General features: G+C 39.7%; 15 protein-coding genes and 2 pseudogenes. 12 read left to right on the forward strand and 5 right to left on the reverse strand.

Annotated elements, in window-relative coordinates:
• Positions 1 to 274: 274 nt before the first annotated feature.
• Positions 275 to 1,441: an IS256 family transposase gene (locus QFZ28_RS02645; RefSeq protein ID WP_307193212.1), complete on the forward strand. Its 1,167-nt coding sequence runs from the start codon at positions 275 to 277 to the stop codon at positions 1,439 to 1,441.
• A 372-nt stretch (positions 1,442 to 1,813) separates the two neighbouring features.
• On the opposite strand, the gene QFZ28_RS02650 is transcribed toward QFZ28_RS02645, so the two are convergent.
• Positions 1,814 to 4,183, reverse strand: coding sequence for an immune inhibitor A domain-containing protein (locus QFZ28_RS02650; RefSeq protein WP_307193213.1), 2,370 nt, complete (start codon positions 4,181 to 4,183; stop codon positions 1,814 to 1,816).
• Between the two features lie 544 nt (positions 4,184 to 4,727).
• Here QFZ28_RS02650 and QFZ28_RS02655 point away from each other — a divergent pair.
• The 3 genes from QFZ28_RS02655 (at position 4,728) to QFZ28_RS02665 (ending at position 7,319) form a co-directional block, all read left to right on the forward strand.
• Positions 4,728 to 5,189, forward strand: coding sequence for a DUF3052 domain-containing protein (locus tag QFZ28_RS02655; protein WP_307193214.1), 462 nt, complete (start codon positions 4,728 to 4,730; stop codon positions 5,187 to 5,189).
• Positions 5,190 to 5,528: 339 nt separating this feature from the next.
• A complete protein-coding gene (locus QFZ28_RS02660; protein WP_307193215.1) occupies positions 5,529 to 6,713 on the forward strand; it encodes a ParM/StbA family protein in 1,185 nt (394 codons plus the stop codon).
• A gap of 12 nt (positions 6,714 to 6,725) precedes the next feature.
• Positions 6,726 to 7,319: a hypothetical protein gene (locus QFZ28_RS02665; protein ID WP_307193216.1), complete on the forward strand. Its 594-nt coding sequence runs from the start codon at positions 6,726 to 6,728 to the stop codon at positions 7,317 to 7,319.
• A gap of 34 nt (positions 7,320 to 7,353) precedes the next feature.
• On the opposite strand, the gene QFZ28_RS02670 is transcribed toward QFZ28_RS02665, so the two are convergent.
• Positions 7,354 to 8,070 carry a HoxN/HupN/NixA family nickel/cobalt transporter gene (locus tag QFZ28_RS02670; RefSeq protein WP_307193217.1) on the reverse strand — a complete coding sequence of 239 codons (717 nt, stop codon included), beginning with the start codon at positions 8,068 to 8,070 and terminating at the stop codon, positions 7,354 to 7,356.
• A 165-nt stretch (positions 8,071 to 8,235) separates the two neighbouring features.
• Here QFZ28_RS02670 and QFZ28_RS02675 point away from each other — a divergent pair, with 165 nt between their 5' ends.
• Positions 8,236 to 8,406 carry a hypothetical protein gene (locus QFZ28_RS02675; RefSeq protein WP_307193218.1) on the forward strand — a complete coding sequence of 57 codons (171 nt, stop codon included), beginning with the start codon at positions 8,236 to 8,238 and terminating at the stop codon, positions 8,404 to 8,406.
• A 39-nt stretch (positions 8,407 to 8,445) separates the two neighbouring features.
• Here QFZ28_RS02675 and gdhA read toward each other — a convergent pair whose 3' ends face one another.
• Entirely contained in the window at positions 8,446 to 9,828 is a 1,383-nt protein-coding gene (gene gdhA, locus QFZ28_RS02680; protein WP_307193219.1) for an NADP-specific glutamate dehydrogenase, read from the reverse strand.
• 144 nt (positions 9,829 to 9,972) lie between these two features.
• On the opposite strand from gdhA, the pseudogene QFZ28_RS02685 reads away from it, so the two are divergent.
• Positions 9,973 to 10,586: pseudogene (locus QFZ28_RS02685) on the forward strand (LysR family transcriptional regulator).
• 29 nt (positions 10,587 to 10,615) lie between these two features.
• On the opposite strand, the gene pepT reads toward QFZ28_RS02685, so the two are convergent.
• Both pepT and QFZ28_RS02695 read right to left on the reverse strand, forming a co-directional pair.
• Complete coding sequence (gene pepT / locus QFZ28_RS02690; protein ID WP_307193220.1) at positions 10,616 to 11,842, reverse strand: peptidase T; 1,227 nt, start codon at positions 11,840 to 11,842, stop codon at positions 10,616 to 10,618.
• Between the two features lie 406 nt (positions 11,843 to 12,248).
• Positions 12,249 to 13,214, reverse strand: a complete 966-nt coding sequence (locus QFZ28_RS02695; protein ID WP_307193221.1) for a nuclease-related domain-containing protein — start codon at positions 13,212 to 13,214, stop codon at positions 12,249 to 12,251.
• A 222-nt stretch (positions 13,215 to 13,436) separates the two neighbouring features.
• On the opposite strand from QFZ28_RS02695, the gene QFZ28_RS02700 reads away from it, so the two are divergent.
• The 6 genes and pseudogenes from QFZ28_RS02700 to QFZ28_RS02725 all read left to right on the forward strand — a co-directional run bounded on the left by QFZ28_RS02700 (position 13,437) and on the right by QFZ28_RS02725 (position 21,158).
• On the forward strand, positions 13,437 to 13,784 hold the full coding sequence (locus QFZ28_RS02700; protein ID WP_307193222.1) for an ASCH domain-containing protein: 348 nt from the start codon (positions 13,437 to 13,439) through the stop codon (positions 13,782 to 13,784).
• Positions 13,785 to 13,879: 95 nt separating this feature from the next.
• Positions 13,880 to 15,611: pseudogene (locus tag QFZ28_RS02705) on the forward strand (ABC transporter ATP-binding protein).
• Positions 15,611 to 17,476 (forward strand): ABC transporter ATP-binding protein, encoded by a 1,866-nt coding sequence (locus QFZ28_RS02710; protein WP_307193223.1) that lies wholly within the window; start codon positions 15,611 to 15,613, stop codon positions 17,474 to 17,476. Before QFZ28_RS02705 ends, QFZ28_RS02710 begins: the two are co-directional and overlap by 1 nt.
• Before the next feature lie 54 nt (positions 17,477 to 17,530).
• Complete coding sequence (locus QFZ28_RS02715) at positions 17,531 to 18,730, forward strand: MFS transporter (protein WP_373428034.1); 1,200 nt, start codon at positions 17,531 to 17,533, stop codon at positions 18,728 to 18,730.
• A 321-nt stretch (positions 18,731 to 19,051) separates the two neighbouring features.
• On the forward strand, positions 19,052 to 20,194 hold the full coding sequence (locus QFZ28_RS02720) for an ABC transporter substrate-binding protein (protein WP_307193224.1): 1,143 nt from the start codon (positions 19,052 to 19,054) through the stop codon (positions 20,192 to 20,194).
• An 85-nt stretch (positions 20,195 to 20,279) separates the two neighbouring features.
• Positions 20,280 to 21,158 (forward strand): branched-chain amino acid ABC transporter permease, encoded by an 879-nt coding sequence (locus QFZ28_RS02725; protein ID WP_307193225.1) that lies wholly within the window; start codon positions 20,280 to 20,282, stop codon positions 21,156 to 21,158.
• Positions 21,159 to 21,169: the final 11 nt, after the last annotated feature.

The raw sequence follows: 21,169 nt of genomic DNA on the forward strand, positions 1-21,169 counted from the left end.
TTTTCGTGTAGGGTTGAGAATTCATAGGCGGAGAATTTCCGGCTATTGTATATAGAGGAAGCTTAAGAAGCTGATATAAGCGGAGATATTCCGGTTAACTGCTTTAAATAAGACAAAATCCAAGGATTTAGATACAATAAGCGGAAACGCTCCGCCTATTTTTAAGGAAATATGATTAAGTCCGTATAATTGTGTAAAAAGAAAAGGGGTCATTTTTATCCTACTTGGCTACAATGTTTAACAACGACGATAAACATAGAAAAGAGGAATAAAAATGACCCAATTACAGTTTAGCCTAGATATGGAAATTTTAAAAGACTCAGTAATGAATTCAAATATAGACAACGTTGTTAAATCAGCTGTTGTTCTGGTTTTGAATGAGTACATGGAGAAAGAAAGAAATGATTATTTACACGCTGCCGCGTATGAACGCTCTGATGAGCGTCGTGATTACCGAAATGGCTACTACGAACGTGACTTAACGATGAGTATCGGTAAAATAAAACTTAAGGTTCCTAGGACTCGAAATGGTGAGTTTTCACCTTCGGTTTTTGAGAAATATGCACGTTGTGACCAGGCATTAGTTCTCTCTATGCTAGAGATGGTTATCAATGGCGTTTCTACACGTAAAGTTACACATATTGTGGAACAACTTTGTGGTGAAAGTAAGTCAAAATCGTTTGTTTCTTCACTTACTCAGAAGCTTGATCCTATTATTAATGACTGGGCCAAACGGCCCTTAAATTTAAGGTATTATCCTTTTGTTTTCGTAGATGCAATGTACATAAAAGTGCGTGAACATCATCGTGTCGTCTCTAAGGCTGTTTATATCGCAACTGCTATCACTGAAAGCAAAACACGTGAAATTCTTGGGTTAAGTGTGGATCATGCGGAGAGTTATGAAAGTTGGAGTCGCTTTCTCCAACAACTTAAATCACGTGGTCTTCAATCCCCAAAGCTAGTCATTTCAGATGCTCACCAAGGGCTTCAAAAAGCGATTCAACGTGAATTTATTGGGACTAGCTGGCAAAGGTGTAACGTCCATTTTAAACGTAATATCATAGAAAGGCTTCCAAAAAAGGATTCAGCGGAAATACGTATGATGATTAAGCGTATTTTTGAAGCAGTCACAATTGAGGATATGCGGAATTTTAAAGGTGAACTGATGAGTCAGTTTGGGGATAATCCTAAATACGAACAAGCTCTGAAAATATTAGATGAAGGTTTCGAAGATACCATACAATACATGGAATACCCAGAAGAAATCCGGTGTCATATCCGTAGTACAAATTCTCTTGAGCGATTAAATCAGGAAGTCCGAAGAAGAGAAAAGGTAATTCGTATTTACCCAAATACACAATCTGCCTTTCGTTTAGTAGGAGCTGTTTTAATGCATTATCAAGAAACCAATTATTCAAAGCAGAAATCTATTAAAAGGTAGTTGTTTAATTTTCAACGTACTTCCATTTATGGATTATTCCATATCCAGTCAAGGCTATCAAAGGAAAAACCGCCTTTGACACCCTTGACTGGATATGGAGATTGAAACCCATGGAAGTAACGCTCGAAAAATGTTAAGGGGATAAGTCGGCTGATCATATATATTTGACATAACAAAATTTTGGTTGAAAACATTGTTTAGCAAATTTACACAAAATCAAGGACTTGACTGGAAATATGGGTATTTCACAATATAAACGGAAATTCTCCGCTTATTTTCCAAACACAGTGAAATCAACATTCAGTTTTAACAGAGCCTATTATAAAAATGACCCCGGCAAGCACCGGAGTCACCTAAAGTAGATTTTCAATTTTATTTAAAGATTAACACTTTACCAACAGTACCATCAGAACTTTCACCAACAACTCGGAATTTTAAACCGTAGTTTGGTACGTTACGTCCTGCGTCAACTAGACCAGGGTTACTGTAGTCTGCACTGTCATCGAATAGTGGGTTAAGTTGAGTATAGTTATCGGTCAAAGTAAATTGACCTGGATAGTTAATAAACATAGTATCCGCTTTGGTTAGACTGAAAGCAGCATCATGTACTTGGTAGCGAGTGGATGCAAGGGCCTTATTGCTCCAAGAAAGTGTATGTTGATCCGCGTCGACAACGCCTAAGAATCCATCACCAGGGTGCATTCCAGTCCAGTTATCACCATATGTTTCATCCACATACCAAACAACTAATCCTTGGTTATAGCTCATTAAGCTGGCACCACGGCGGATATGTGCTAAACCAGCATCAACTCCGTTGTGTGATCTCCATTCTAATAGGTAATAGTGAGCAGCTGTAGTTTTACCACTATCCTTTTTAAACCCATTAAAAATAAAGTTAGAATCTCCTTCAGCGCCATCAAAGAGTACTTCTTTTCCATCAGCGGTTATTAATATATTGTCAACATAGAAGCCTTCTAAATTAGCTCCCCAGTCTGACATAGAACGGAATTGAAGTTGAATTTTTTGCCCTGCGTATTTGCTAATATCAATAGTCTCATGAATCCAGCCGTTACTTGAGCCTGTGTAACCCGGGAGATTTTCGCTAATTGCTGGATATCCACCTTCAACTAAAGAAGAGGTAGTATTTGGTGATGATAAGGATTTCCATGTTGTTCCACCATCTGTTGACACTTGGACCATTGCAAAATCCCAATCTTCTTCAATATTATACCAAGCGTCAAAATCGAGTGAAGCTGAAGCAGTACCTGTTAAGTCGACAGTGGTAACCATTTTATGATCGACTTCATCACCTTTACCGCCATGGTATTCAAATTCACCCGCTGCTGGTATGTTTACCATGGTAACCTTTTTAGGTAAATCAATCCGTACAGCGTCATTATTTGTACCTTTGGAGTTTGCTTGGTCAAGCAGGATTTCTGTACCTTTACTAGAAACATCGTTAACATTTATTGTTGTTCCCGTTAGCCAGTTGCTTCCAGGCATAGAAGCTTGTAAAAATTCCCTTGCATACGGACTAAATCCAGTAGGTTCTGTTCCGGAAACATCACCTGCCCAGCTGCCGCTTGACATAATAGACCAATACTCTACAGGCTCACCTGCACCAGAGTAGATGGTATCATATTCATCAGGAAGACCTAGGTCATGACCATACTCATGTGCGAATACACCTGCAGCGCCATCTGCTGGTTCAATTGTATAGTCATAGGCGGCCATATTACCTCCCCAGTAACGTACGTCTGCTTTTGTACGAGGAAGTGTGGTTACTGCCCCAAGATCCCATCGGTGGGACCAAATGGCATCAGCCCCTAGGGAACCTCCTCCTGCTTCTTCACCAACACTAGAATGAACAATCATTAAATGATCGATTAATCCATCTGGCTCTCGCAGATTCCCGTCTCCATCCAAGTCATACCGATCTTCTTTATCGTAATTTTTTAGATTTACGCTTTTGTCATTTGCAACCGCTAGTAGTGCTTCTTTAACCAGCCCACGGGGATTTTTATCATTATCACTTGAATCATTTCCACCATAGTAGGCAGCTGGTTGAGAGGCTTTATACCAACCTGCAACTTGACCATTAATTGTATAACTGCCCCCAGATTGCTGCTCGTAATATTGTTTAACAGATACTAGAGTTTGACCGTTAGGTCCTTTATATCCATTGTCACCAAAAATCATATCTTCATAATGCTGTTTTGTATAGTCTTCATAGAACATATCTGTCTCATCTGACGTAATTCGACTTGCAGGAAAATCAGGATATTCAATAAGTAAAACTAATACATTATCAGTTCGTTGACTCCCATTCCAAGCTTCCTCTATAACTGGTTTAACTGTATTTGTTTGACCCAACTTATTACCTTTTCCGCTAACTAAGCCTGTATTTGTGAGGTTTTCCTTTAAAGTGCTTTGTAATTCCTTTTCGTGCTTATGGAGTTCACCAGTATCCTTTGAAGCACCGGCAGCTTTATTTTTAAGATATTTTTGTAATGCTATTTCAGCTTCTGCTGGGGTTGCATTAGTAGCTATTGTCCCATTCTTTTTTAACATTTCTATTAATCTCTCATCATTTGCAATTCCTAGGTCGATTGGGGCACCTGATGATGTAATTTTTCCAGTTATATCATTTGCTTTTACACTTGGTGAAAATGAAGCGACATTAAACAATCCTAGACCGAGTGATAGTGTAAGTGCAGTGGATAGTATTTTTCTCTTCTTCATATAGAACCTCCCTTTTTTGCTTGTACCCCTTTAAAAGACTGGTTATTCTATGTATTAATCCCTCCTTATCAAAAAGAATCTACTAATCTTAAAATGGTTCGAGTCCCTAAGAATATAGTAGTGTACTATGATGATATAATTTAGATTGAATATTGTAAATATTAAAATAACTAAATACAAAAATAGAAATAATACTACTTAAAACGACAACAGTATACGAGTATTAATGTGTTTATTTTACAAAAATTCGTTTTATAAACATTAGTGAAGGGGTTTACATCTGGTGAGAAAGGTAAAAACCTGAGCCCAAATCGACTCAGGTTTTTGTAGAATAATATTTTTGGTTAGCTTCACTTAACATTATAGACATTTTGCATGGTGCGATCTGGTGGAGGCTTAACACCGTTATATAATTTCTAGCATTTTTTTGTAATAGTGTTGAGGAATAGACTAAAGTGATGGAAGGTTGTAGATACTATAATAATGTTCTAAAAACGCGCCTATGCTAAGATAGAGAGTAAATAGAATGGGAGGAAGGTTACCAATGACAGAAGCATCTCCTGTATTGAAAAAGTTGAATTTTAAGGATCAGGGACAGCCCGTTTTAGTTATTAATGCTCCAAAGTCTTATGATGATATTAAGGCAGCGTTCGAAGGGGAGGTCCATCAACAGGCTGAGCTAGAGAAGTATGACTTTGTTCAAGTATTTGGAACAAGTAATCAAGAACTTCAATCACATGCCAAAAACGCAGTATCATACGTGAAAGAGGATGGTTTACTATGGCTTTGTTATCCTAAGAAATCATCGAAAGCCTACAAAGGATCAGATTGCAGCCGTGAAACAGTTATGTATATGCTCTCTGAAGAAGGTTTTGAGCCAGTACGACAAATCGCCATTGACGCTGACTGGTCTGCACTAAGGTTCCGAAGCACTGAAAAAATTAAGAAAATGGTTCGAACCTTTGCTGTTACAGAGGAAGGTAAAAAACGGACGGAGCAGAAATAGACTCTCTTGAATGGGGGGTCTATTTTTTTGTTTACAAAAAACGTTTACGTGTTTACGGTAATCGTACACATGTTTACAATCTTGTATACTTTGTGTTTACAAAAATGTTTACAAGTATACAAACCTGTACACATGCCGTTTTTAAGCTATGTGTACAGGTTTGTAATCGTTGTATACGAAAAATGTATACAACGATTACGTATTGTTTACAATTTTACACTTTGATTTCTTTAGGACTTCATGATTGAAGAATCTATCAAACTCCTATAATCTAAAGCTAGAGTGTTAAATACATATCTTCATTAACATCTAAAATTAGAGAATGAAAGGATGACAATTTTGAATAATACTAGAATTGCAGCCGTTGATGTTGGAAATGATTCGATTAAGGCAATATTTGGAGAAATGGAATATGAACTTAATATCCCTAATATTATTGCTAGAGATACGGAGGACCGCCCTGTAATTGGAATTGAAGAATTAGATGACAAAGATCCTCTTGATGGCATTCATATCAAAGTCCACTCCCCTGCTTTGAAGGACAACAATGCTATTTACCGTGTTGGTAATCTCGCAACTAAAAGTCCTAATGGAACAGAATTAGACCCTGGCAGCAGCAAGTCCGAGGAAGACCAAACTCTAGTGCTTCTTTTTACTACGCTCGCTTTGGATGCTGTTAAGGAAGGGAATAAAAATAATTTCCGTCAAACGAAAAACGTCATTGATGCGAACTACACGCTTGGAACGGGCCTTCCTCTTCGTGAAGTTAAAGAAGGTAAGGATGCAGGCTATCGTTCAAAGTTAATCGGGTCTGTTCACCAAGTCGAGTTTCTTGTCACACCTAAATACCAAGGTTTAAAGGTAAACATTAAGTTTGATGAAATAAAGGTATACCCTGAAGGATTTGCGGCTTACATTAACCTAGTTATGGATAATAACTCAAAAATCATTAATAAGGACTTAATCGATAAGCGTATCTTGATTCAAGATATCGGTGGATTATCAACAGATATCGCCGTTATAAAAAATAGAAATGTCGATGATGATAAAGCGCAGGGCTTTAATCTTGGGGTTTCAGAATCATTAGAAGCAATCCGTGAAGAAATTAGGACAAAGCACGGTGTTGAACTAGACAGCCGCCGAGATGTTGTTGAAATCATCACGAAGAAAAACGACCGCAATCATATCATGGTTAAAGGAAGCAGGACTAGTGTTCACGATATAACGGACCGTATTCTGCTAGATTTGGCAAAGAAACAATATCGTTTATTGCGAAATGTTTGGTCAAAGAATTCCCAAACAGAAATTTGCTATTTTGTTGGCGGCGGTGCGACCGTATTAAAGGATTATCTTAAAACATTAAATAATAATCTCGATGGCTTTAATATTGACTTCTTTGAAGATGAAAAAGAGAGTATTTGGATGATGGCAAATGCCTATTACAAGCTCATTATGGATTATGCGAGAAAAGCAGAGAAACAAAAAGTTGAACAAACGCAAACGAAAAAACCTGTTACCAATTAATAGGGTGATGATATGAAGAAGGCTGGTTCAACTGAAATTCAGCGGGGACAGGCTATTTCCTTCCGTGTCCCTTCTGACACACCTGACCATTTAATTAAGCAGCTGCAAAAATTAAAGGATACCGAAAGAAGAAATTTTTCAAGCAAAATCGCTGAGTTTGTGATGGAAGGTGTCAGTAATGTAAATGCAAGAGAACGCGAGATGATTACCGTTCCTCTGCCGAAAAAGCTGACGAAAGCACAACGCGACTGGTTGAAGCACGAACATTCAGAGGCGTTATTAGGAAGTATTATCTATCAATTGATATCGGATCCTGTCCGTTCTACTTCTCTGCTTGCAAGTTTAAATAGCAGATCTGTCGATATTGATGAAGCTTTATACCTGCAAGAAGAAATATTTCCTGAGAAACCTGAAATCAGCTCCTATCCAGATAACGATAGTGCTGTAGAGGAAATTGCTGCTTCTATTGATTTATCCGATATGGATGATGATTTAGATGAGTTTGATTGGGAAAATGCCAAACCTTTGTTACAAGAAGAAAAGGTTGAGGAAGAGCCTGATTTAGATGACCTGCTGGGTGGATTTTTAGCCAGTATGAATAAGTAAAAAAATATGGACCCCGTGACAAGGGTCCATATTTTTATTGAATCCAAAGTTTAAATAATCCTTCCGTTACTCCTAAGTTGTACATGTAATAGATACCAAACACTGTACTAATTAAACCTGTAACCTGAGTTAGGGTTCTATTTAAGCTAAACTTTTTCGCACTAAACACAAACGGAATTCCAATTAAGGTAGTAAAGAAAAGCATTCCAATTACCGTTCCGGCTCCAAAAATCAGGATATAAACAGCCGCTTCCCAAGGACTCTTTACTGAGCTCATTGTTAAAACAATCATTGCACCACTTCCTGCAAGTCCATGAACTAAACCAATCAACATAGATTTTAGGTAGGAAACTTTTTTATGCTGATGGTGATGTTCATGTGTCCCGCTATGTTCGTGAGAATGGAGATGTTTATGTAACTCACCATTTTGTTCGTGCTTATGTAAATGAATATTTTTAAAGGAAAGAATCGTAGTAATACCAAGATAAACGAGCATAATTCCTACTAAAAACTCTAATGACATCGCCCATTTTTCTGGAATTTCACCTTTCATTAGAATAAGGACTATTCCGATAATAAATAATGTTGCAGTATGACCGATCCCCCAAAATACACCAGCTAAAGACGACCGCAATAACTTTTTACTTTGACTGGCGATGGTGGATACAGCAATAACATGGTCCGGTTCAATGGCATGTTTGATACCAAGAACAAATCCAAAACCAAGTATGGAAAGTAAACCGATTTCCATCCATTCTCCCCCTTTATTTTTAGAAAACTGAAGTTAGGCTAATTATAGCATAGAAAAGGAATGATCTTATTTTTTAACTATTTGAACTTTAAGTAATTTCCTCTTCTATTGCAAATATAAATCGAGCAAAAAGATTCCTATATTAAAGCCGGTATCACGTATTATATGGTCTCGATTGATAATTTCTTTGTGGCCTTTATAGTTTATGTGTTCATGGCCGGTAAAGGTAAAGGAATTGAGTATGATGGAGCAATCAACACAAGCGGAGATAATGTTGCGGAAATGATGGTTTCTAGAATGGTTGAAGGCAGGAATTGGCTTAAGAAAACGGCATAAAAGAAGGGTGCCCCACTTTCGGAGCACCCTTACTATTATTTAGATAACACCTTGTGCAATCATTGCGTCTGCTACTTTAATGAAGCCTGCAATATTCGCACCGACAACAAGGTTGCCTGGATAGCCATATTCCTCGGCTGCATTCATGCTGTTACGATAGATGTTGATCATAATTTGGTGTAATTTCGCATCCACTTCTTCAAATGTCCAAGATAGTCGCTGGCTATTTTGAGCCATTTCAAGAGCAGATACTGCTACACCGCCAGCATTTGCTGCTTTCCCAGGAGCAAACAAAATATCATTTTCTAAAAATACCTCAACAGCTTCAAGAGTAGATGGCATATTAGCACCCTCTCCAACAGCTTTTACACCATTAGAAACGAGGATTTTTGCTGAAGCCTCATCAATTTCATTTTGAGTTGCACATGGTAAAGCAATATCACAAGGAATCGACCAAATGCCAGAACAGCCTTCGTAGTACTGAGCTTCTGGGTGCTCAAGGACATATTCACTGATTCTCTTACGTTCTACTTCTTTAATTCGTTTTACAGTCTCAAGCTTAATGCCAGATGGATCATATATATATCCATTAGAATCACTGCAGGCTACAACCTTTGCACCAAATTGAGTAGCTTTTTCAATCGCATAAATGGAAACATTTCCTGAGCCGGAAACTACAACCGTGCTTCCTTCAAAGCTATAACCTTTGTCAGCAAGCATTTCGTTTACAAAGTACACAGTACCGTAACCAGTAGCTTCTGTACGTCCTAAACTTCCGCCATAGCCAAGACCTTTCCCCGTTAACACACCTGCTTCATAGGCACCGCGAAGTTTCTTGTACTGTCCGAACATATACCCAATTTCACGGGCACCTACGCCAATATCTCCCGCTGGTACATCAACATCAGGTCCAATATGTCTGTAAAGCTCTGTCATAAAGCTTTGTGTAAAGCGCATTATCTCATTATCGGATTTACCTTTAGGGTCAAAGTCAGAACCGCCTTTGCCGCCGCCAATAGGCTGACCAGTTAAGGAATTCTTAAAGATTTGCTCAAAACCTAAGAATTTAATAATGCTGGCATTTACAGATGGGTGGAAACGTAATCCGCCTTTATAAGGACCGATTGCACTGTTAAATTGGACACGGAAACCGCGGTTAACTTGAACTTTACCTTGATCATCAACCCAAGGAACACGGAAGTAAATGACTCTTTCAGGCTCTACGATTCTTTCAAGAATATTGTGCTGGATGTATTTTGGATGTTTCGCAAAAACAGGAATTAGGGAGTCAAAGATCTCCTTTACTGCTTGGTGAAATTCGGATTCATATGCATTTCGGCATACTACCTTATTAAACACTTCATCCACATATTGAAGTGCTGTGCCTTCGGCATCTATTTTTAACTGTTCAATTGTTTTCAAGCTATCCACCTCTTTAATGGGAATGATTATTTTTTTAAATAATTAGATTATTAATATCAATTATTCTATAATTAAATAATAATCTTAACAATATTAATAATAGATAACATTCATCTCATAATGAGATGAATCGAGGTGGGTCATTTGGAATTACGACAAATTCAATACTTTATGGAAGCAGCCAAACGTGAGCATGTTACCGAGGCCGCGACGGCACTCCATATGGCACAATCACCCGTAAGTAGGCAAATCTTTAATCTCGAAAAAGAACTCGGCGTTAATTTATTTATCCGCGAGGGTCGAAATGTCAAATTAACCATGATTGGGCAGATGTTTCTAGAGCATATGGAACAAGCGATGAAAGTAATTAATGAGGCACAAAGAGAAATTGAGGAATACCTAGACCCAAGCTTCGTGAGGAAGCCTTTGTCTTGTTTCCAGAAGATTACATCCTAAGAGAAATTATTGTCCAAGCTTATGAACAGCTGGGTTTTCAACCAAAGGTGTCCTTTGAGGGTGAGGATATTGATTCGATAAAAGGGTTGGTTTCAGCTGGCCTGGGAATCACACTCATTCCGGAAATCACGTTAGTGGATGGGTTCCCTCGTTCAACCATAAAGGTACCGATTGTTGAGCCTGATGTTAACCGTACGGTTGGGGTCATAATTCCAAGAGAACGTAAAATGCTCCCCACGGTCAGGCTTTTTTATGACTTTTTAAAGGATTTCTTTTCAATATTGGATCGCTACCAAATGTAAAAGCCCAACCTAAACAGTTGGGCTATATTTTATGCTTTTTGTTCGAAAAGTTTCGTAATTTCAATGACAGTGTTGGTTGCTTTAATCATATTATCGACGGAAATAAACTCAAACTTACCGTGGAAGTTTTCACCGCCAGTAAAAATATTCGGGGTTGGCAGCCCCATATAAGAAAGCTGAGAGCCATCCGTACCGCCGCGGATTGGTTTAATAAGCGGTTTAATATTTAAGCTCTCCATTGCCTGTTGGGCAATGTCGACGATTTCCATAACCGGTTTAATTTTTTCACCCATATTGTAATATTGGTCTTTCATATCTAATAGCACGGTATCTTTTCCGTATCTTTCATTTAGCAGATCAACAATATCGTTGATTCTCTTTTTTCGAGCTTCGAAGATTTCTTTGTCATGATCCCGGATAATATAGTACAATTTCGTTTGCTCAACATCACCGTTGAAGGAGATTAAATGGTAAAAACCTTCGTAACCTTCTGTGTGTTCTGGTGCTTCTAGGGCTGGCAGCTGGCTATGTAATTCCATGGCAATCTTCATTGAATTCACCATTTTATCTTTTGCTGAGCCTGGATGGATATTAGTGCCATTAATCGTGATTTTAGCAGCCGCAGCATTAAAGCTTTCGTATTCTAACTCCCCTAGCGGTCCTCCGTCCACGGTATAAGCATATTTGGCGTTGAATGCCGCAACGTCAAACTTATGCGGACCTCTGCCAATCTCCTCATCCGGCGTGAACGCAACGCGGACCTTACCGTGTTTAATTTCTGGATGTTGAATGAGGTAAGACATGGCGGTCATGATTTCAGCGATGCCGGCTTTGTTATCGGCACCAAGAAGTGTGGTACCGTCCGTGGTAATCAGCGTATGCCCTTTATAGCTAGGCAGGCTTGGGAAATCCTTCGTTGTCATGGTGACGTTTGCATTAAGAGGGATATCGTTCCCGTCATAGTTTTCAATGATTTGCGGGTTCACGTTCTTGCCTGTGAAATCGGTTGCAGTATCGACGTGGGCTAAGAAGCCGATTGTTGGCACATCCTTATCCGTATTAGATGGAAGGGTAGCCATCACATACCCATTTTCATCGATAGTTACCTCTTGCATGCCAATCGACTTTAACTCCTCAACGAGCATATTCGCTAACGTAAGTTGTCCAGGTGTAGAAGGACAGCTTTCACTACTCTCATCCGACTGCGTATCCACCTTCACATAAGAAGTAAATCTTTCAATGATCTCGCTTTTCACTATTGCAGCACTCCCCTTTCAATTATTTACCACTTAATAATATCATGCCAGGTACGGTGGTGGAAATTGGAGGTTAGGGGTGTTGAAATAGGTATCTTTGGTTTAACACTTGCGGATAGCTGAGAATACTTGCGGATAGCTGAGAATACTTGCGGATAGCTGAGAATACTTGCGGATAGCTGAGAATACTTGCGGATGGCCGAGAATACTTGCGGATAGCTGAGAATACTTGCGGATGGCCGAGAATACTTGCGGATAGCTGAGAATACTTGCGGATAGCTGAGAATACTTGCGGATAGCCGAGAATACTTGCGGATGGCCGAGAATACTTGCGGATGGCCGAGAATACTTGCGGATAGCCGAGAATACTTGCGGATGGCCGAGAATACTTGCGGAATAGCAAGTATCACTTATTTTTCCTGAAGTCCATTCTATAGACTCTGTCTTTGAATGTTCCTTTGCTTACTAAATTCATGCTATTAAGTATCCGATTTGCTGTATAGATATCCACCCCCAAAAACTCCCTACACTCCCGATTGGTAATCGTTCTCTTTACCACTAAAAACCACTCGACCAAAGTCCCCCGATGGGCTAAATGGTTATTTACCTTACAAACCGGACAATGCCAGGTCCGAGGTAATTTCTTCATCCCTATTTTCCCGCATGATTCACACCTCACACCTGGTTGAATATCACTGGTTGGAACTTGATAAGATTCACAAATGGGTTTTGGAATGTAGGTTTGATGACACCTTAGAATTTCACCAGACAGTTTGTTAAAAGTAGAAGTATCCAGCCTCTTCCCTTGCTGTGGAAGTCCTTTGATAAAGGGCGGGATCAGGTTCGGGAATAATATCTTGGTATTGGCAGGGGGGATTTCCACATGTTGTTTCGGATAGGCTAATACAATGGCGCCATAAAGAGGTAAGTCAATATCTCTCTCTTCCAACCATGCCGAAAAAAGCTCGATATTGCGTTCGAATTGAACGACAGGGCTTTCGTAATATTTTATTTGTCCGTCTTCCCGTTTTTGGATAAGCTGTGGCGGATTATCCCTGTATTCTAAACTTCCTGCCATATTTTTGGTTTCTAAGATTACGCCATAATTGGGTGTTTTTAAAAGATGGTCAATTTGGAAGTAACTGTCTGAAGAGAGTGATAAGTCGTGGAATATATTATTTCTGAATGGGAACTTATACCTGTCGAGGACTTCTGCTACTTGTTGCTCCCCGTCAATCCCGGCCTCTATAATCGATTGTTTTGAAGCCAGTACTACTATCATTGGATGATTCGCAGGTAATCTACTTTGAGCCGCAATTAGGCCCCTTAATGTAAGTGAGTCGGATTGTTCTTTAGTAGTAATATTTTTCACCTCCACACGTATCCTAGCACATCCCTCACCCAAATTATATAAGGTTCATAATTTTGTAAAAAACATAACTTGTCTAATAGGGACCAGGTCATTATTATCAGGTGCCCTGATTGCTGCGCTGACAGCCGCGACATTTATTTTTTTAAATGTGTAAACATTTTTAATAACATGGTTATAGTGTTAAAATAGTGAAAGTGCAATTGGAAAAAGGAGGATAACAGTATGAGCCAAAATGAAAACACTACACTACCGCCAAAAACATGCTCGATTGAAAAATTAGTAACGATGGAGTCTGATGTAAAAAAGGTGCTTGCAGGAGAAAAGACAGCGACCCGCAGAAATGGAAGATATGCCGATCCAGGTGAAATCATGACGCTTGAAGGACGTCAATTTGTCGTTGAGCGCGTATATTCACAAAGCTTAGGTGAATTAACGGATGATGACGCTCGCCGCGAGGGCTACCCTACGGTCGAAGAATATAAGCAATCGATTCTATCCTACCATCCTGGGATGCCATGGCTGCCACAAATGCGTGTTTGGGTTCATGAATTTCGCCCGCTGGAAGATTAATTAAAAGTATGAGTTCTTATCATAGAACTCATACTTTTTTTTGCTATAATAGCTTTATCCATAAATTTGAAAAGATTTCCTCGAGGTGAAGGTTCATGGGGTTTTTAGCAAAATACATAAAGAAATATTGGAAGTCTTTTAGCTTAGCTGTTTTATTTTTAACCTTTGAGGCGATAAGTGATTTGTTAATGCCAACGATCATGGCAAAAATAATAGATGTGGGTGTCGCAGGCAGAGATTTAAACTACGTATTAAAAATGGGCGGATTAATGCTCCTGATTACCCTTTTTGGCGCAATAGCAGCCTCTACCAGAAGTATATTAGCCAGTATTGTCTCGCAAAGCTTTGGGTCCGAGTTACGGTCCGACTTATATAAAAAAATCCAAACGCTGTCATTCAAAAATATTGACCGTTTTGAACGCGCGTCGCTCATCACAAGGCTGACCAATGATGTGACACAGGTACAAGTTTTTGCCAATGGTTTAATGCGGATTTTTGTAAAATCACCGCTTTTAGCCATCGGCGGCTTAATCATGGCAACTCGGTTAAACCTTCATCTATCTGTTGTATTGGTAGTCGTTGTCCCCATTGTCGCGCTATTTATTATCCTAAATTTAAGACTAGGATTCCCCAAGTTCTCAAAAGTACAAAAAGCGTTAGATCGTGTTAACGGCGTCATGCGGGAGTACTTATCGGGCGTTCGCGTAGTGAAAGCTTTCAACCGTTTTGATGTGGAAGTGGACAAGTTCGATCAGACAAATGAAGAGTTTAAAAAGCAATCGATTTCTGCCATACGGTTAATGGCGGTATTCAGCCCAGCGATTATGCTGACAGTGAACCTTGGCATTGTCGCCGTCCTCTGGATTGGCGGTTACGGGGTGTCGAATGGCAATGTTCAGGTTGGGCATATTATTGCTTTTATTAACTACATGACGCAAATTTTGTTCTCATTAATGATGATTTCGATGGTATTTAATATGTTTGTCCGTGCGAAAACCTCTGCCGTCAGAATTAGTGAGGTTTTTTCCCAGGAGGATGATCTAACCTGGGAAAATGGACTAATCCCTCCTCCAATTGAAAAAGGAAGAATAGAGTTTAACAATGTCTCCTTTTCTTATGAAGGAACCAGCGGTGAACCCGTTTTGAAAAATATTAATCTATCAATCTCACCAGGTGAGACAGTCGGAATTATTGGCTCAACAGGCTCTGGGAAAAGCACCCTTGTTGGCTTAATTCCCCGTTTTTTATGATGTGAGTGCCGGAAGTATCAAGGTGGATGGTGAGGCGATACACCTTGTTGATCCTAAAAGACTGCGGGAAAAAATTGCCTTCGTTCCGCAAAAAACAATTCTTTTTACCGGAACTGTCGAGGAAAACATTAGATGGGGAAAGGAAGACGCTTCACCCGAAGAAATTATAAAAGCGGCAGAGATTGCCGGTGCGCATGACTTTATAAGTGCCTCACCTGAAGGGTATCAAACTAGAATTGGGCAAGGCGGAGTCAACTTTTCAGGTGGTCAAAAGCAGCGTCTTTCGATTGCAAGGGCATTAATTAAATATCCCGAAATTTTGATATTAGATGATAGTACCAGTGCGGTTGACGTCACCACAGAGGAAAGAATTAAAAAGGGTTTAAAAAAATATGCTAAAGGTCTTACCTGCCTTCTCATTGCCCAGCGGATTACCTCGATTATCGATGCCGATAAAATTGTTGTCATGGACCATGGGGAAATTGTTGGAATTGGAAAACACGAAGAACTTTTAAGTGACTGCAGGGTTTACCAGGAAATCTATCAATCACAAGTCGGTAAGGAGGTGGCCCTCTAATGTCGAAAACAGCCAATCAAACAAACAACACTCCTCCTCCTCTGTCCATCCCGGGAAGACCTGGCGGCTTTGGAGGCCATCGCCGGGGAGCACCGATTGTAAAACCAAGGAACTTTAAGGAAACTATTAAAAGGTTATGGCATTATTTTGGTAATGAACGAAAAATGCTGACCATTGTATTTTTGTTTATTTTATTGAGTTCAGGATTATCATTGCTTTCTCCGTTTTTAATTGGAAAAGCCGTTGACGCGATAAGCCTTGAAACACAAGTAGATTTTAATTTTCTTGAAATTTTGGTGATGATTCTAATATCGGCATTTATTTTAGATGGTGTGTTGACGTTTTTGCAGGGCTGGCTGATGGCTGGTGTATCGCAGCGCATCGTTAAACGGCTGCGTGATGCACTTTTTAAAAAGCTGCAAAAACTGCCCGTTGCCTTTTTTGACAAGCGGACACATGGAGAATTAATGAGCAGGCTTTCAAATGATATCGATAATGTTAGTAGTACCATCTCACAATCCACGACACAGCTGATGTCAGGTGTAATTGTTATTAGCGGTTCGTTGATTATGATGCTGATCCTAAGTCCGATTTTAACGGTGGCAAGCTTAGTAACAGTTCCGCTTGTCTTTTTGTTAACCAAGACGATTGCAAAAAGAACTAGTGTACTGTTTAAAGATCAGCAAATCCAGCTGGGAAAACTAAATGGACAAATTGAGGAAACCATTTCAGGCATAGAGGTAGTGAAAGCTTTTAATCATGAAGAAAAAGTGATTTCAGAGTTTGAAGAGGTTAATCAGAAACTGCGTGAGGTCGGTCTTAAGGCGCAAATTTGGTCCGGCTTTCTTATGCCAATCATGAACGTAATCAACAATTTAGGCTTTGCCATTGTGGCCGTAACAGGGGGATTTCTTGCTGTTGAAAACATGATTACTGTAGGTGCGATTGCGAGTTTTATCACCTACTCTCGACAGTTTGTCCGGCCGCTGAATGATCTTGCACAAATTTTCAATATGCTCCAGTCAGGTGTTGCCGGTGCGGAGCGTGTATTTGAAATACTCGACGAGCAAGAGGAGCCAGATGATGTGCAAGGTGCCGTTGTGCTAGACAATCCAAAGGGACATGTTGTGTTTGAAAATGTCAGCTTCGGCTACCGCGACGATGTACCGATATTAAAAAATATTAGTTTTGAAAGTGATATTGGCAGCAGTACGGCGTTAGTTGGACCAACTGGAGCGGGAAAAACGACCATCGTTAATTTGCTGACAAGATTTTATGATGTGACAGAGGGCAGGATTTTGTTAGACGGCCGTGACATTCGTGACTACACCCGCGATAGCTTAAGAAGCTGTTTCGGCTTTGTTTTGCAGGATACATATCTTTTTTCAGGGACGATTAAGGAAAATATTAAGTATGGAAAACCTAGTGCAAGTGATGAGGAAGTCATTACTGCTGCGAAGATGGCAAATGCCGACGCTTTTATTAGACGGCTGCCTAATCAATACGAGACAATTCTCTCAGAAAACGGCGGAAACCTTAGTCAAGGGCAGCGCCAGTTGATTGCCATTGCCAGGGTAATTCTCGCAAAGCCTGCAGTATTGATATTAGATGAGGCCACAAGCAGTATTGATACCCGTACCGAGCTTCATATTCAAGAGGCACTGCTATCTCTAATGGAAGGCAGGACAAGTTTTATTATCGCCCATCGTTTAAACACTATTCGAGACGCGGATAGAATTATGGTGATTGAAAATGGGAAGATTGTAGAACAAGGTAATCACGGGGAACTGATGGAGCGGAAAGGCAGATACTATAATATGTTCTTTAATCAATTTAAAAACGTGGAAATAGCAGTAGATAAATAATGAAAAATCATTAGGGAATAATGACACTAATGGTATTCAAAAAGGGGGCTGGTTATGAAAAAAGAGATTTCTACCCGGAGATTGCTCTGGGTTTCCGGTACAGGATGGATGTTTGACGCAATGGATGTTGGGATGCTTTCCTTCATTATTGCGGCATTAAGTGTGGAGTGGGATTTAACAGCCCAACAAATGGGCTGGATCGGCAGCATTCAATCGATTGGAATGGCTGTCGGGGCATTACTTTTTGGCTTAATGGCAGACAGAATTGGCCGTAAAAATGTTTTTATCATTACCTTATTATTATTCTCAATTGGAAGCGGAATTTCCGCATTTGCTACGTCGATTACCATTTTTCTTATCTTAAGATTTTTTATTGGGATGGGCCTGGGCGGTGAGCTTCCTGTTGCCTCGACACTTGTTTCGGAAAGCGTCCCAGCAGAAAAACGAGGTCGAATTGTTGTATTACTCGAAAGCTTTTGGGCAGCCGGCTGGCTGATTGCAGCAGTCATTTCTTATTTTATTATTCCGAAGTTTGGCTGGCAAACGGCCTTGTTAATTAGTGCAACACCTGCACTGTATGCCTTATATTTGCGTGTTGGATTACCGGACTCACCTAGATTTGAAACGATTAAGAATAAAGAGAAGATTTCCGCTTTCCAAAGTATCGCGAATCTATGGACCAATGAATATCGCCGCAGAACAACTATGCTATGGATTGTTTGGTTCTGTGTCGTCTTTTCCTATTATGGAATGTTCTTATGGCTCCCGAGTGTGATGGTGTTGAAAGGCTTTAGCCTTATAAAAAGCTTTGGATATGTTTTGATTATGACGCTTGCTCAATTGCCTGGTTATTTTACAGCTGCCTGGTGTATTGAAAGATTCGGACGCAAATTTGTTTTAGCTGTATATTTAATCGGAACAGCTATTAGTGCTTTTCTTTTTGGAAATGCAGAGTCGACAGCCCTGTTAATCACATCGGGTATTCTTTTATCGTTCTTTAATCTTGGGGCATGGGGCGGGTTATATGCCTATACTCCAGAACAATACCCGACTATAATCCGTGGGACTGGTTCAGGCTCAGCAGCGGCATTTGGCCGGTTAGGCGGGGTGCTTGGTCCGTTGTTAGTAGGATATCTAGTTGCACAAGGTACACCAATTTCCACCATTTTTACAATCTTTTGTATCTCGGTTTTCATCGCTGCATTTGCTGTTATCTTTTTAGGAAAAGAAACAAAAAATAAAATATTAGTATAATGTTTAGATGAGAGAGATTTCTTTTGAAGAATCTCTCTTTTACTTTTTAATACTGTACGGGTTTATCCCTTTAACGTGAGAAAGCCTTCAAAATTGACTGTTTAACCCTATGATTATAGTAGGAATTAAGAACTATATTAGATTTTTCAGAATTATATTAAAATAATGCAGTTCCTACTAGACGTATAGGAGTTTATTTTGTACAATGTTTTCAGAATATTATCTTTTTTTAAACATCTTGAGGATAATCATCGGTCTAAAGGAACTATACAAATTAGGGGGTATAGACAGTGAGGAAAGAAAAAGTTAGCAGGTATTTTTATGTCGTTTATGATGGCGGCAGGCGTTCTAGCAGGCTGTAACTCATCTAGTACAAGCGGTGAAAAGGATGGAGAAACGATCAAAATCGGTGCCAACCTTGAACTTTCAGGCGGGGTAGCTTCATATGGCCAGTCCATTGAAGAAGGTCTGAAATTGGCTATTGAAGAAATTAACAAAGACGGTATTGATGGCAAGAAGCTAGAGCTAGTAACCTTCGATAATAAATCAGACGCAGCGGAAGCAACAAACGGTGCCATTAAGCTGATTAGTCAAGATAAAGTTGCAGCTATTATCGGCGCAGCTACTAGTACGAATACATTGGCACAAGTAGAAATTGCACAGAAGAACAAGACTCCATTAATCACACCAACTGGAACGAACTCAACGATTACCTTCAAGGATGGGGTTCTAAATGATTTTGTATTCCGTACTTGCTTTATCGACCCATTCCAAGGGACTGTAGCGGCTAATTTTGCCTCGAAAGATCTTAAGGTTAAAAATGCAGCCATCATTATTGACAGCTCCAGTGACTATTCAAAAGGTCTTGCAGCATCTTTCCAAAAATCATTTGAAAGCAGCGGCGGCAAAATTGTTGCTGAGGAAGCTTATGTAGCAAAGGATACTGATTTCAATGCAATCCTAACAAATATCAAAGCTAAAAATCCAGATTTCATTTTCCTTCCTGGGTTTTATGAGGAAGTTGGCTTAATTATTAAGCAGGCTCGTTCACTTGGCATTGACGTTCCAGTTATGGGCGGCGATGGCTGGGATTCTCCTACTCTAGTAGATATTGCTGGTGCTGGTGCATTGAATAACACATTCATCACAAACCACTATTCTTCTGGAGACTCTGATCCAAAAGTACAAGACTTTGTAAAAGCATTCCAAGGTAAATATGATGGTAAATCTCCAGATGCTTTTGCAGCATTAGGTTATGATACTGCTTACTTCCTTGCAGATGCGATTAAGCGTGCTGGCGGCGGTGACCCTGAGAAAATCCGTAAAGCTCTAGAGGAAACAGATGGACTTCAGGTTGTATCTGGGAATCTAAAAGTTAACGAAAACCATGATCAGGTTAAAGCAGCCGTAATCCTTGAATACAAAGAAGGTAAACAAGAATTTAATACAAAGGTTAATCCGTAATTTTATAGAGAAAAAGAATAGGGAGAATGAAAGTCTCCCTATTCCTAATTAGATAATAGTTTCCTAATTTTAGGAGGGTCAAGACATGGAATTTTTACAACAGTTGGTTAACGGGGTGTCATTAGGCAGTATTTATGCATTGATAGCCCTTGGTTATACAATGGTCTACGGAATTGTAAAATTAATTAACTTTGCCCATGGAGACGTCTTCATGGTCGGTGCATTTATCGGTTTTTATTCTATTACTATATTAGATTTAGGATTTTTTCCTTCCCTTCTCATTTCCATGGCTACTTGTGCCATCTTAGGGGTTCTAATTGAAAGAATCGCGTACAAGCCTTTGCGTAATGCCACAAGGATTGCGGCTCTTATTACCGCAATTGGGGTATCACTGTTAATTGAATATGGAGTAATTTATGTACGAGGCGCACAGCCAGAAGCTTATCCTGGTGACCTTATCCCGGCAACAAGCATCGATTTCTTGGGTGTGAAGGTTAGCAGTCAGTCCTTGATGATTTTAGGTACTTCTGTAGTATTGATGATCTTATTGCAATTTATCGTTCATAAAACCAAAATTGGAAAAGCAATGCGTGCAGTTTCCTATGATATGGATGCTGCAAGATTAATGGGTATTAACGTTAACAATACAATTTCTGCAACTTTTGCGATTGGTTCAGCATTAGCAGGTGCAGCGGGTGTTGCTTTTGGAATGTACTATACAAAAATTGAGCCATTAATGGGGATTATTCCAGGTCTTAAGGCCTTCGTTGCGGCCGTACTCGGCGGTATTGGAATTATTCCTGGGGCCATGGTTGGCGGCTTGTTATTGGGTGTCATTGAGTCACTTGTAAGTGCTGCTGGCTTCTCCTTATGGCGGGATGGCGTAGCGTTTGTGGTACTAATCTTAATCCTGATTTTCCGTCCAGCCGGTTTATTCGGTAAAAATGTACGGGAAAAAGTGTAAGGGGGCTATAG

Source organism: Neobacillus niacini (genome assembly GCF_030817695.1).
Classification (GTDB): Bacteria; Bacillota; Bacilli; order Bacillales; family Cytobacillaceae; genus Neobacillus; species Neobacillus niacini_F.